The following is a 13,259-nucleotide window of genomic DNA, read 5'->3' as shown; positions in this document are numbered from 1 at the left end:
GTAGCGGCGCAATGTATTGCGCGATAAATCACGCCGCTACAAAATGTGCCATTATTGCGTGCGCATTATTTCAGATTCTTTCAACGCCGTGCCGCCGCCCATCACTTTATAGAAGGTGATCAAATTCAGGTAGTAGGCTTGCTGCGTACTCACCAGACTGGTTCGGGCGCTGTACAGCGTGCGCTGCGCAGTCAACGCATTCAGATACGTATCAACGCCGTTGCGATAACGCAGATCCGCCAGATGATAATAGGTTTGCGAAGCCGCTACATTATGCTGTTGACTGCTGAGCTGATCGTTGATGGTACCGCGACGCGCCAGCGCATCCGCCACTTCCTGGAAGGCGGTTTGCACCGCTTTCTCATACGCCGCCACGTAATACTCTTTCTGTGCTTTGGTGTATTTCAGGTAAGAAACGTTGTAGCCGCCCTGGAAAATCGGCAGCGAAATGCTCGGTGCAAACGACCAAATGCCCGCTCCGTTTTTAAACAACGTCGACAGATCGGCACTGCCAACGCCACCGCTGCCCGTCAGCGTAATGCTCGGGAAGAAGTTGGCACGCGCCGCGCCTATACTGGCGTTGGCAGACTTAAGATTATGCTCGGCTTGCAACACATCAGGACGATTCAGCAACGCATCCGACGAGACGCCCGCCGGCACCTCACGCAAGGCGTTACCAATCGACTCAATGCTGTCAGGCAACAGATTATCCGGCACGCTGCGACCCACCACTAAATCCAGCGCATTTTTATCCTGCGCCACCAGCGTGGTGTAGCTGGCGACATCGGCCTGCGCGGAGTGATAGGTGGTTTCCGCAGAGGAGACATCCACCATCGAGGCGATTCCATTCTCCATCTGCTTACGCGTGACCTGCCACGATTGTCGCGCGCTCTCGGCGGTCTCTTTGGCAATCGCCAGATTGCTGCGATCGGCGGCGAGCTGCAGCCAGTAATCCACGGTGTTGTACAACACCGTCAGGCGGGTGCTGCGTGCACCCTGCAGCGTGCCGAGATAGGTTTCATACTGCTCGCGCGTCAGGCTCTGGTTTTTGCCAAACAGATCGAGTTCAAACGCACTGACGCTGCCTTCCGCCGAGTAGCTGTTGCTGATGGCGGTTTGATTGCCTTCGCCTGTCAACGCGCGTGAACGCGTACCGCTCACGCCGGCGCTGAGGGCCGGGAACAGATTGGCGCGCTCTTCGCCGTATTGCGCATGCGCGGATTTAACGCTGGCTACCGCTTCACGCAAGTCGCGGCTGCTATCCAGCGCCATCGCCACCACCTGACGCAGTTTCGCGTCGAGCACATAATCCTGCCAGCTCAGGTCGCGGTAGTTGCTGGCTTGCGTGCCCTGCAATGAACGATAGGCGTCACCGCTCGGCATCTGGCTGCTGACCGCGCCTTGCGGGCGGTCATAGTGCGGATCGAGCGACACACAACCCGACAGCAGCGCGGGAACCAACACCATTAAGAGTTTTGCAGACATGTTATTCCCCTGCCTTCGCCACAGATGCATGATTATCGTCATGCGGAATTGTCGGGAAGACGCGACGCACGAGAACAAAGAACAGCGGTACGAAGAAGATCGCCAGCAAGGTGGCGGTCAGTGTGCCGCCAATGATACCGGTACCAATCGCAATACGGCTATTAGCGCCCGCGCCGGTGGACATCGCCAACGGTAATACGCCTGCGGTAAATGCCAGCGAGGTCATGATGATGGGACGCAGGCGCATTGATGCCGCGTGCGTCGCCGCTTTGACCAGGTTTTCCCCTTTGCGGTAATTGTCTTCGGCGAACTCGACGATCAGAATCGCGTTCTTCGCCGACAAGCCAATGATGGTTAACAGCGCCACCTGGAAATAGACGTCGTTTTCCAATCCGCGCAGGCTGATCGCCAGCAACGAACCGATCACGCCCAGCGGCACCACCATCATCACCGAGAACGGCACCGACCAGCTTTCATACAACGCCGCCAGGCACAGGAACACCACAATCAGCGAGATGCCATACAGTGACATCGCCTGGTTACCGGAGAGTTTTTCCTGATAGGACAAGCCGCTCCACGCAAAAGTGGTGCCCGCTGGCAACTTCGCCGCCAGTTTTTCCATCGCGCTAATCGCATCCCCGGAACTCTTGCCTGCCGCCGCCGAACCTTCGATCTCATAGGACGCCAAGCCGTTATAGCGTGACAGCACATCCGGGCCGTACGCCCACTCCGAGGACGCAAATGACGCAAACGGCACCATAGTGGTATTGCTGTTGCTATCACTGCCGCGCACATACCAGTGATCGATATCTTCTGGTTTGCTGCGGAACGGCTGATCGCCCTGGATGTAGACCTTCTTCACGCGGCCTCGATCGGTGAAGTCGTTGACGTAGCTGCCGCCAATCGCCGCACTGAGCGTGTCGTTGATGTCGCTAATGGTAAGACCCAGCGACTGCGCTTTTTCATCGTCGATATTGACCTGCAGCTGCGGCAAATCCGGCAAGGTGTTGGCACGCACCGCACTGAGCAACGGATCCTGATTGGCTTCGGCAATCAGCTGATTGCGCATCTGCAGTAACTGGTCGCGCCCGGTGCTGCCACGCGCCTGCAGCTCAAAGGTGAATCCGTCTGACTGCCCTAAACCGGATACCGCGGGCGGCGACAGCACGAAGATCTGCGCATCACGAATGCTGGCCAGGTTCGCCATTGCACGCGCGGCAATCGCATCGGCACTGTTTTCTGGACCTTTACGCTCACTCCAGTTCTTCAGCGAGATAAAGCCAATCCCGGCGTTCTGGCCGCTGCCGGCAAAGCTGAAGCCGTTCACCAGCATGCTGACGTTGACGTTGTCTTTTTCTTTGGTGGCGAAATAGTCCTGCACCTGACGACGAACCGCGCTGGTGCGGTTTTCCGTCGCGCCCGGCGCCAGCTGATATTGCACCATGATGTAACCCTGATCTTCGGTCGGCAGGAAACCGGTCGGCAACCGCATATACATCACCGCGCAACCGATCAGCAGCACCGCATAGAGCAGCAGATAGCGCACCGACCTGTGCAATACATGGCCCACGCCGTTGTGATAGCGCGCCTGCACGCGCTCGTAGCTGCGATTAAACCAGCCGAAAAAGCCCTTTTTGCCGCCTTCTTCGTTGTGCGGCTTGAGCAGCGTGGCGCATAACGCTGGCGTCAGGGTTAGCGCCACAATCACCGACAGCACCATCGATGAAACAATGGTGATGGAGAATTGACGATAGATAACGCCGGTTGAGCCGCTAAAGAACGTCATCGGCAGGAACACCGCCGACAGCACCAGCGCGATACCAATTAGCGCGCCGGTAATCTCTTTCATCGATTTCTCGGTGGCCTGACGCGGCGGTAAACCCTCTTCGCGCATTACACGCTCGACGTTCTCCACCACCACAATCGCGTCATCCACTAACAGTCCGATGGCGAGCACCATGCCGAACATGGTTAAGGTGTTGATCGAGTAGCCGAACAGCGACAGCACGCCAAAGGTTCCCAGCAGCACCACCGGCACGGCAATCGCCGGAATTAGCGTAGTGCGGATGTTCTGCAGGAACACGAACATCACGATCACCACCAGAATCACCGCTTCGATCAGGGTTTTCACCACCTCTTCAATCGAGATTTTCACGAAGTCGGTGCTGTCGAGCGGATACGCCACTTCATAGCCCGGCGGCATGCTGCTGCGGAACTCGTCGATGGTGGCTTTCACCTGTTCGGCGGTTGAAAGCGCATTGGCGCCGGACGCCAGCTGTACCGCGATCCCTGAAGCCGGATGACCGTTTGCCAGCACGTTAGCGCTGTAATCCTCATCACCCATTTCGACGCGGGCCACATCGCTAAGATGCACCACTGAACCGTCGCTTTGGCTTTTCAGCACGATATTACGGAACTGTTCCGGCGTTTGCAGACGTGAACGCGAACGCACGGTCGCCACCAGCTGCTGCTCTTTGCTGGCCGGTTGTGCGCCCAGCTGACCGGAGGAAACCTGGGTGTTCTGGCTCTCCAGCGCGCTTGTCACATCGGATGGCATCAGCGAATAAGAGGCGAGTTTGGCGGGATCGAGCCAGATGCGCATGGCGTATTCGGCGCCAAATACCTGCACGCTACCGACGCCCGGCACGCGCGCCAGCGTATCTTCCATATTGCTGACCATGTAGTCAGCCACATCGGCCGAAGTGCTTTTGTTGGTGTTATCGTACAGCGCCAGAATCAGCAGGAAGTCGCTTTGCGCCTTCTCCACCGTCACGCCTTGCGCGGTGACAGAGGTCGGTAAGCGGCTTTCGGCCTGCTGCACTTTGTTCTGCACCTGCACCTGCGCAATATCCGGATCGGTGCCCTGCTGGAAAGTGACGTTGATTTTTACCTGGCCGGTCGAGGCGGTGCTGGTGGAGTCGAAATAGAGCAAGCCGTCGAGGCCGGTGAGTTGCTGCTCGATCACCTGCGTGACGCTGCTTTCCAGCGTTTCCGCCGACGCACCGGTGTAAGTGGCCTGAATACTGATCTGCGGCGGTGCGACGTCGGGATACTGCGCAATCGGCAGGCTTTTAATGCTGAGCACGCCAAACATCATGATGCAGATGGCGATCACCCAGGCGAATACCGGGCGGCGAATAAAGAACTGAGCCAACATAATTACTGGCCTCCGCTGCTGGCGCTGTTCGGCGTCACTTCAACCGCTTTCACCGTCATCCCGGCCTGCACTTTGGCGGTGCCTTCGACAATCAGTTTGTCGCCGCGGTTTAAACCGCGGGTGACGAGCCAGGTGTTGCCGATAACACGATCGGTCACCACTTCCCGGCTCTGCACTTTGTTATCTTTATCCACCACCAGCGCCGTGGCGTTGCCTTTAGCATCACGCGTGATGCCCTGCTGCGGGGCCAGAATCGCCTCGTTTTTAACGCCGTTGGTGACGCTGGCGCGCACATACATGCCCGGCAACAATTCATGCTGCGGATTGGGGAAGATGGCGCGCAACGTAACGGTTCCGGTGGCTTCATCAACCGCGACTTCGGTCAGTTCCAGCTTGCCGGGATGATCATAATGGCTGCCGTCTTCCAGTTTTACCGTCACTGGCACCGCATCGCTACTCTGCTGGAGGGAAGCCTGCTGACGTTTCAGTTTCAGCAGTTGCACGCTGGATTGCGTGAGGTCGACATAGATCGGATCGAGCGCACGGATGGTCGCCAGCGCCGTGGTTTGCGCCGAGGTTACCAGCGCGCCCGGCGTCACCGACGAGATGCCGATGCGGCCAGAAATCGGCGCTTTGATTTGCGTGTAGTTGAGGTTGATGCGGGCGCTTTCGACTGCGGCGCGATATTGATCAACCGACGCCACATTCTGTTGATAGGTTGCCAGCGCATCGTCAGCATCCTGACGTGATACGCCGTTCTCTTTCACCAGTGCGGTATAACGCGCGGATTTTAACTGGCTGCTTTTAACTAACGCCTGCGCATTTTTCAACTGCGCAACGGCCTGGTCGTAACTGGCCTGATAGCTGGCCGCATCGATTTGATAGAGCACCTGGCCGGCTTTAACTTCATCGCCTTCGGTAAACAGACGCTTCTGGATGATGCCATCCACTTGCGGACGCACTTCCGACACCATGCTGCCCACCACGCGTCCGGTGAGTTGGCTCTCGAGCGTCACCGACTCGGTTTGCAGCGTTTTCACGCCAACTTCGGTGGTCATATCGCCCGTTGGTGGGGCGCTATTCTGGTCGCAGGCGGCGAGCAATAACACCAGCCCGGCGATGGCCGTACGCTGAAAATTCTTCATGAATAATCCTGTAGTGAACGTTCATTCTCAATCTTGAGTTTACCAAATCGCAGATACGGGCGTATGTCAGGAAAATGAAAAGAGATCTCCTGAAAAGCGGCAGCAGAATAGCTTCCTCTTTGATTGAAGATTTTTTAGTGGTTAAATCGCGATAGGTTACAACGTGTTGCCAAATATAATGAGCAACAGCAGCAAATGCAAATGATTATTATTTACGATATGGGTGAGCGTTAGCCCGTTGCGCGGTCTTGCATGAACGTCGTAGGGTCGCCATTCATGGCGACCTTAATCCAGGTGCGCATTAATGCGCACCCTACAAAATAACAAACCAGCACGCACTGAAGCTTCATAGCGTCCCCGGCCAGCGCACTCGGCGCGGCTTAACTGAAAAGCATCCAGCCAGCAAATGCGACCTTAATCCAGGTGCGCATTAATGCGCACCCGACGAAAGATCACGTACCACCTTTAACGCCAGCTGCGGGCTGGTTAAGGGCTGACTATCCGGGCTAAACAGCCTGGACGCCGCCGTCATGGAAACCTGGGCCAGCGCCACATGATCCGCGCCCTGCTGTTTGCCGTCTACCACCGCTTGCGCAATCATTTGCAGATACGCCTCCTGCTGACCCGCCTTAAACGCCGCCCATGCACCAGCAATCAGCTGCACATCAGGATGCTGTTCCACTGGCAGCGTCGCTGGGCAAAACAGTGCGCGCGTCGCCGCCAGCGTAGATTCCGCCGCACACAGCACCAGCGATTTTCCCGGCAATCGCTGTACTTCATCGGCCAGCATGCGATCGGTGCGATACACCGGGCAATCATGTCCCTCAGCGTTAAAACCATCGGCAACCGGCCCCAGCGTCGAGCAGGTAATCAGAATCGCGTCGAACCACGGCGTCAGGCTGTGTAACAACTGTTCCAGCTTGTGCTGTTGCGGCGCGGTCATGCCTCCCGCCAGCTCGGCTTCGGCCAGCAAATGCGGCATCACAATATGACTCAATGAGCCGTTGCTCATGCCCAATGAGTGTGCGGCGTCATCAAAAATAGCGATGTTACTGGCGGCGGTATGCAAACAGGCGATGGTCATAAAATCCCTTATTAGTGGCGTCTATCATTGAGAATCACTATATCCTGGCGTAGAAACAAAAAAAGGCGCCGCAGGGGCGCCTTCGTCTATTGTGTAACGATTACTTCAAACGGAATGCCACGACGCTGTCACCCGCCTGGGTGCCGAGCGAACCGTGACCGCCTGCTGCAATCACCACGTACTGCTTGCCGTCTTTGCCCATAAAGGTAGATGGCGTGGCTTGTGCGCCAGCACTCAGCTCGGTCTGCCACAGCAGTTCGCCGGTGGTGCTGTCGTAGGCACGGAAGAAGTTATCCGCGGTTGCACCGTGGAACACCAAATCCCCTGCGGTCAGCAATGGACCACCGTGCGCTACCATGCCCATCGGGAAACCGATTGGGAAGCGGCCAGGCAAGAAGCTGGTCTTCAGGTTTTTGGTCACGCCCACGCGACGCAGCCATTCGGTTTTACCGGTCTTCAGATCCACGCCCACCATGCGGCCCCAAGGTGGGGCAACACAGGGAATGCCCAAGCCTGACGCCAACTGCTGGATGTGAATCGCGTAATCACCGTGGAAGTTTTCGTTCCAGTATGGCGTGCCATCTTTGGTGAACAGGCGCTCGGTGGCGGTCTGCTCGCTGCGTTTGATCAGGTTGTACTTGTAAGCCAGACGCACGGGCGCGGCAATCAGCATTTGACGCTGCGGATCGACCGCGACAGAACCCCAGTTGAACACACCAATGTTGCCAGGGAAGATCAGCGAACCGCCTTCGGTCGCTGGCGTCCACGGATTGCCGTCATAGCGCAGGCTACGGAAATCCATGCGGCATGACATTTGGTCAAACGGCGTGATGCCCCACATTGACTTCTCAGTCAACGGCTGCGGGATGAAGTTCAGGCTGGAAACCGGCTGGGTCGCCGCAAATTTCTCACCCGCGACGCCACCTTCGGTGGAAACCTTCACCTGGTTCACCGGATACACCGGCTGGCCGGTCAGGCGGTTCAGCACAAACAGGTTGCCGGTTTTGGTCGGCAGGATCACCACAGGCTGCTTCTGACCCTGATAATCGATGTCCACCAGCGAAGGCTGTGACGGATTATCGCGGTCCCACAGATCGTGGTTAGAGCTCTGATAGCGCCATTTGAAAGCACCGGTTTGCAGATCAAGTGCCACCAGCGCATCGCGGAACTTCTCGGTGTTGCTGTTCGGATCGCGTTCAATGCCCACTTCATCCGGTGAAGCGTTACCAAACGGCACATACACGACGCCGTTTTTCAGGTCAGCACTCAGCGTACCCCACGCCACTGGCGTGTCCTGCGGGTAGTTTTGACCGGCAGCGATTGGCGCGGTGTTTTCCGGGTTGGCCGGATCAAAGTTCCATACCAGACGACCGCTTTGCACGTCATACGCACGAATCACGCCCGACGGGTTGCCGCTGTTGAAGCCGTTGTCCATCACGGAACCGCCAACGATCACCAGCTTGCCTGCCACCAGCGGTGCGGCGGTTTGCATCAGCGCATGTGGACGCACTTCACCCATGTTGGCATGCAGATCAACCACACCGTTCTGACCGAAATCAGCACACGGTTTGCCGGTATCGGCATCCAGCGCGATCAGTTGCGCATCAGTGGTCGCATTGAAAATACGCTTACGGCAGATGGCCGGCGTCGCTGCGCTATCCTGCGCGGCCACCGGCGTTTCTTCGTAGTAGCTGACGCCGCGACAGGTTTGATGCTGCTGCAGGTAAGAGCGATCTTTATTCGGTGTGAATTTCCACTTCACCGCGCCGGTTTCCGGATCAAGCGCATGCACTTCGTTATGCGGCGTACAGAAATACAGCATACCGTTGGCTTTCAGCGGCGTGGCTTCGAAGGTGTATTCGGTGGCATCCGCATCCTGGCGCAGATCGCCTGTGTGATACGTCCATGCAACTTCGAGGTTTTTGACGTTCTCTTTACTGATCTGATTCAGCGCCGAGAAACGCAGGCCGTCGGACGATCCGCCGTAAGCGGTCCAGTCGTTAGCCGCGCCCTGCTCGCTGTTCTGCGTGCGGGCGTTGCTGATGGTGCCTTGCTGTGGAACCGGATCGTAGAAGCACAGACCAATCACCACCACAATCATGATAATGACGGTGCCGCCAAGGAAGCTGTGGAAACGGCGTTCGCCACGGTACAGCGGTTTCACCACCCACGGCATCGCCAGCCACAGGCCGATCACGCCGAACAGGTCACCGCGTGGGATCCACTGCCATTTATCAAAGCCCACTTCCCAGATAATCCAGGCGAGCGTAATCCACATCAGCACCGCATACAGCGCCAGCGCACTGCGCTGGTTGCGGAACAGTAAAATTGCGGTGATGAGTAATCCCACCGCCATCAGCGCATAGAAGGCGCTGCCGCCCAGCATTAACAGCTTGCCGCCCATATACAGCAAGGCAATCGCCAGAATCGCGAGCACGATACTGGTTAGTTTGTTAACCATGCTAATCCCTCAACCATTTTCATCGAAAAACCTCAAAAATAACCCCACATAAAATCAACAGAATTTTAACTTACGTTACCGTTTAGTAAAAACCCGTTGCGAGGTGTGTCGTTAGCTCCGCTAATGAATGTAGTTTGGCTAATGGCTGCTAGCTACCGCCTCGCTCAATGTGTGACTGAAATCACGTTTCATTTTCGTTGAGAGAATTAATCATTAGTCAGGAAAATTCGCATTTTTTGATAACGCAAAATGGCGAGGATGCGCGATTGGGTGGCTTTTGCGCCTCAGACATAACCTTGTGCGGATTTGTTACTACGCCCGTTGCTGGAGAAAACTTACGCTGTTTTCTTTTTACCCGGGAAACGTTATGAAAATCACTTTATTAGCCAGCTCATTGTTGCTCCTCGCGGTGACGTCTCACGCCGCCACAGACGAACTGATCGTGGGCGATCAAAAAGGCAATGCCCGCGCGGTGATGTCCGCCGCCGGGGAGCTCAACAATGTGCCTTATGCAATCAAATGGTATGAGTTCCCCAACGCAGCACCGCTGCTGGAGTCGCTCAACTCACAGCATCTGGATGCCGGTTTGGTCGGCGATGGTCCGCTGTCGTTTGCCGTAGCCGCAGGTGCGCAGATCCGCGCTATTCAAGCATCGCAATATCTCGGCAATGCCGTTGTGGTGAAAAACAATAGCGCCCTGCACAGCATCGCCGACTTAAAAGGCAAAAAAGTGGCGACGGTGAAAGGATCGTCCGGGCAAAACATGGTACTGAATGCGCTGCATGAAGCAGGCTTGCCTGACGATAGCGTCAGTTTTGTCTTCACCACGCCGTCGGAAGCCACGCTGGCGCTGGATAATGGTGCGGTGGATGCGGTGGCAACCTGGGAACCTTATGTGTCTTTTGCCGTGGCACAGTCCGGCGATCGCATTGCCATCGACGGTAAAAATTCCCCGGTTTCAAACTATCTGGTAGCAACCGATAGCGCTATCGCTAATAAGCGTGAGCAGCTCGCCGACTTCCGTCAGCGCCTGATCCGTGCACGCGCCTGGGGCGTGGCACATCCCCAGGCCTACGCCAGCGAGATCGCCAAACTGCTGCGTTTGCCAGATGAGGTAGCGCTGAGCAAAGTGCAGCGTGAAAACAACGCGCCGGTTGAGGATTACGCTTTGGTGGAAAAACGCCAGCAGCGGGCCATTGATACGTTCACCCGCGGCGGCCTGATCACACCCGGCCTAAAAGCTGACAAACTGGTAGACGCCTCCTTCTTTAACGCCAACGGAGCCGCCAAACCATGATGAACCTGGCACTCTACCTCGACTCCGGAATTCATCAGGGCGGCTGGCGTCATGCCGATTCGGCTGCAACCGGCGGCAGCAACTGGCCGCTGTACCGCAAAATTGCCCAGCGCGCCGAAGCCGCGAAGCTGGATATGATTTTTGTCGCTGACAAGCTGGCAATTGATGATGTTTACGGCGGTCATCTGGCGCACACCGTTCAGCATCGTCAGGTGGGCTGGTCTGAACCCTTAACATTATTAGCCGCACTGGCGGCGGTTACAGACCATATCGGCCTCGGCGGCACCGTTTCCTCCTCCTATTCGGTGCCTTACACCACGGCGCGACAGCTGGCGAACATTGACCATATCAGCGGCGGACGCGCAGCGTGGAACGTGGTTACCTCGCTGAGCCACGCCGAAGCGCGCAACTTTGGTCGCAGCGAACACTTCAGCCATGAAGATCGCTATCGCCGCGCGGCCGAATTTATCGATGTCATGAAAGCGCTGTGGGACAGCTTTGAAGAGGACGCGCTGATACTGGATAAAGCGCAGGCGCGCTTTGCCGACCCGGCACGCTTCCATCGGCTCGATCATCAGGGGGAATCTTTCGATGTGCAGGGCCCGCTTAACCTGCCGCGTCCACCGCAAGGTCATCCGGTAGTGATTCAGGCTGGCGTGTCGGAAGCCTTTATCGATCTGGCAGCGCAACAGGCGGAAGTGCTGTTTGTGGTGCAACCCAATCGGGAACGTGCGCAGCATTTCTACCACATCCTGAAACAGCGTGCGCTGCAGTATCAGCGTCAGCCCGATCAACTACGTATTCTGCCCGGCATGGTGCCGATTGTCGGCAACACGCAGCGCGACGCAGAGGAGCGTGCAGAGTATCTGAAATCATTGATCACTGTGGAATCGGGCCTGAGCTTTGTCTCGGCCAGCATGAATATCGATCTGTCGCAGTATCCGATTGATGGTCCGGTACCCGATCTGCGTGAAAAAATCACCGGCAGCAAAGGCCGTTTCCAATATGTGATTGCCAGCGCCATTGAGCAGAAACTGACGCTGGGTGAAATGGCGAAACGCTACGCCGAGAGCTTATCGTTCCCGGCCCCCACCGGCACCGCCGACACGATCGCGCAGCAAATGACTGACTGGTATCAGCATCAGGCCTGCGACGGTTTTGTCATTCTGCCCACCTATATTGACGAGAACGAAGACCGCTTCCTCGAACAGGTGGTACCGCGCCTGCAGGCCGCGGGTGTATTCCGCTCTGAGTATCAGCCAGGCACGCTGCGCGATCGTTTAGGCTTAGTAAAGCCGGAAAATCGCTTTCACCGTTCATCATCAATTGAAATAACTTAATTAATCATTAACACGCCGCTGCGATTATTCCTGGCAACCTTTATTGCAGCGGCGAGAATAAGCGTGCTTTTATTGCATTTTTATTTCCGCTGTCTTTATTTAACCTTCTTTAAATTGATTAGCCATTGCGGCGCAATGACTTTTTGGGAGTTTCCTCAGCCTGTTTACGCTGATGTAGCGTGATATAAATCACGTAACTGCTCTGCGGCAAGGCCGCTAATAAAAAGAAGGTGATGATGATCAGCGCAGATTTCTTTTATCGTAAATTACGTTTTCCTTTTAAACTCACACACGCTGCTTTTAAGTTTCCGGTTGCCAATGCGCGAGCCCGACAATATCAGGTAATGTCACCTGAGCAGACCATTGACTTGCTGCTCAACAACGACGTGCTGTCGGTAAGCCGCTATGGCGATGGAGAACTGGAAATGACCTTATTTAAAAATATCGGTTTTCAATCTTTCGATGAACGTCTCTCTCTTCGCCTGAAAGAAATTTTGCGGCGCGGAAGTCAGCCGAAAAATACCTGTTTATTGTGTATGCCCGATGCCCTTTCGAGGCACTGGGAATATGCGATTTGGTTCGGCCCTTTTCTGGTTTTTTCATAAAGCGTTTTATTTTCGCCATTATGAAGCGTTATTAAAGAAAGATTACCGCTACGGCAATACCTCCGTTACGCGTCCCTATCATGATTATAAAGATAAGCAGCAGGCAGAACGCGTGTTTAATAAGTTCAAACAGCTGTTCAGCGATAAAAAAATATTAGTCGTGGAAGGTAGCGGCACGCGTCTCGGCATCGGTAACGATCTGCTCGCGGGTGCGCGGGATATTAAACGCATCACCACGCTGAATCGTAACGCCTTCTCGGTTTACAACGATCTCTACAGCTCAGTACTGGCGCACGCACGCGATTACGATATGGTACTGATGTCGCTCGGCCCCACAGCAACGGTGCTGGCTTACGATCTCAGTCAGCATGGCATTCGCTGTATTGATACCGGGCACATTGATATTGAGTACGAATGGATGCGCAGTGCCGCGCGTGACAAGGTGCAGGTGGCCGGTAAGAACGTCAATGAAGTGGGTGTTTTACTCAGTGACGAGGCGCGCGATGCCGATGAACATTATCGCCAGCAGATCTTGCTGCATGTTGGGCTACCGCAGGAGGCGGTGCTGTCGGCGATGGTTATTCATCCGCCGTTGGTATAATCCGCCGCGCAAGCAATCGCAAAAACAGGGTAATTTGAGTTTGCTTGAGAATACTTGCGACGATAGACGGCGTTTACACCGCTT

At 55.8% G+C, this 13,259-nt stretch carries 7 protein-coding genes and 1 pseudogene; 3 read left to right on the top strand and 5 right to left on the bottom strand.

Features of this window, described 5'->3' with window-relative positions; translation table 11 throughout:
- Window positions 1-51: 51 nt before the first annotated feature.
- The 5 genes from AC6I8K_RS09115 to AC6I8K_RS09095 form a co-directional block, all read right to left on the bottom strand.
- Window positions 52-1,485, bottom strand: coding sequence for an efflux transporter outer membrane subunit (locus tag AC6I8K_RS09115; protein ID WP_497826566.1), 1,434 nt, complete (start codon window positions 1,483-1,485; stop codon window positions 52-54).
- 1 nt (window position 1,486) lies between these two features.
- Window positions 1,487-4,642, bottom strand: a complete 3,156-nt coding sequence (locus AC6I8K_RS09110) for an efflux RND transporter permease subunit (RefSeq protein WP_497826565.1) — start codon at window positions 4,640-4,642, stop codon at window positions 1,487-1,489.
- Window positions 4,643-4,644: 2 nt separating this feature from the next.
- Window positions 4,645-5,787, bottom strand: a complete 1,143-nt coding sequence (locus AC6I8K_RS09105; RefSeq protein WP_497826564.1) for an efflux RND transporter periplasmic adaptor subunit — start codon at window positions 5,785-5,787, stop codon at window positions 4,645-4,647.
- Between the two features lie 430 nt (window positions 5,788-6,217).
- Window positions 6,218-6,871 (bottom strand): glutamate racemase, encoded by a 654-nt coding sequence (locus AC6I8K_RS09100; protein ID WP_483817348.1) that lies wholly within the window; start codon window positions 6,869-6,871, stop codon window positions 6,218-6,220.
- 100 nt (window positions 6,872-6,971) lie between these two features.
- Window positions 6,972-9,332: a membrane-bound PQQ-dependent dehydrogenase, glucose/quinate/shikimate family gene (locus tag AC6I8K_RS09095; RefSeq protein ID WP_483817347.1), complete on the bottom strand. Its 2,361-nt coding sequence runs from the start codon at window positions 9,330-9,332 to the stop codon at window positions 6,972-6,974.
- Window positions 9,333-9,699: 367 nt separating this feature from the next.
- Here AC6I8K_RS09095 and AC6I8K_RS09090 point away from each other — a divergent pair, with 367 nt between their 5' ends.
- The 3 genes and pseudogenes from AC6I8K_RS09090 (at window position 9,700) to AC6I8K_RS09080 (ending at window position 13,175) form a co-directional block, all read left to right on the top strand.
- Window positions 9,700-10,629, top strand: coding sequence for an aliphatic sulfonate ABC transporter substrate-binding protein (locus tag AC6I8K_RS09090; RefSeq protein ID WP_497826563.1), 930 nt, complete (start codon window positions 9,700-9,702; stop codon window positions 10,627-10,629).
- Window positions 10,626-11,969 (top strand): NtaA/DmoA family FMN-dependent monooxygenase, encoded by a 1,344-nt coding sequence (locus AC6I8K_RS09085; RefSeq protein ID WP_483817345.1) that lies wholly within the window; start codon window positions 10,626-10,628, stop codon window positions 11,967-11,969. The genes AC6I8K_RS09090 and AC6I8K_RS09085 overlap by 4 nt, the downstream gene beginning before the upstream one ends.
- Before the next feature lie 236 nt (window positions 11,970-12,205).
- A pseudogene (locus AC6I8K_RS09080) lies at window positions 12,206-13,175 on the top strand (GT-D fold domain-containing glycosyltransferase).
- Window positions 13,176-13,259 lie beyond the last annotated feature (84 nt).

Source organism: Pantoea sp. X-Soil-ISGK-421 (genome assembly GCF_059730785.1).
Note: the sequence above shows the minus strand (reverse complement) of the source record. Positions and strands in the feature narration are given on the sequence as shown.

Excerpts from the sequence above, each read along its gene's own strand:
- AC6I8K_RS09085 (WP_483817345.1), top strand. The coding sequence starts at position 10,626 with ATGATGAACCTGGCACTCTACCTCGACTCCGGAATTCATCAGGGCGGC.
- AC6I8K_RS09095 (WP_483817347.1), bottom strand. The coding sequence starts at position 9,332 with ATGGTTAACAAACTAACCAGTATCGTGCTCGCGATTCTGGCGATTGCC.
- AC6I8K_RS09105 (WP_497826564.1), bottom strand. The coding sequence starts at position 5,787 with ATGAAGAATTTTCAGCGTACGGCCATCGCCGGGCTGGTGTTATTGCTC.
- AC6I8K_RS09100 (WP_483817348.1), bottom strand. The coding sequence starts at position 6,871 with ATGACCATCGCCTGTTTGCATACCGCCGCCAGTAACATCGCTATTTTT.
- AC6I8K_RS09110 (WP_497826565.1), bottom strand. The coding sequence starts at position 4,642 with ATGTTGGCTCAGTTCTTTATTCGCCGCCCGGTATTCGCCTGGGTGATC.
- AC6I8K_RS09115 (WP_497826566.1), bottom strand. The coding sequence starts at position 1,485 with ATGTCTGCAAAACTCTTAATGGTGTTGGTTCCCGCGCTGCTGTCGGGT.
- AC6I8K_RS09090 (WP_497826563.1), top strand. The coding sequence starts at position 9,700 with ATGAAAATCACTTTATTAGCCAGCTCATTGTTGCTCCTCGCGGTGACG.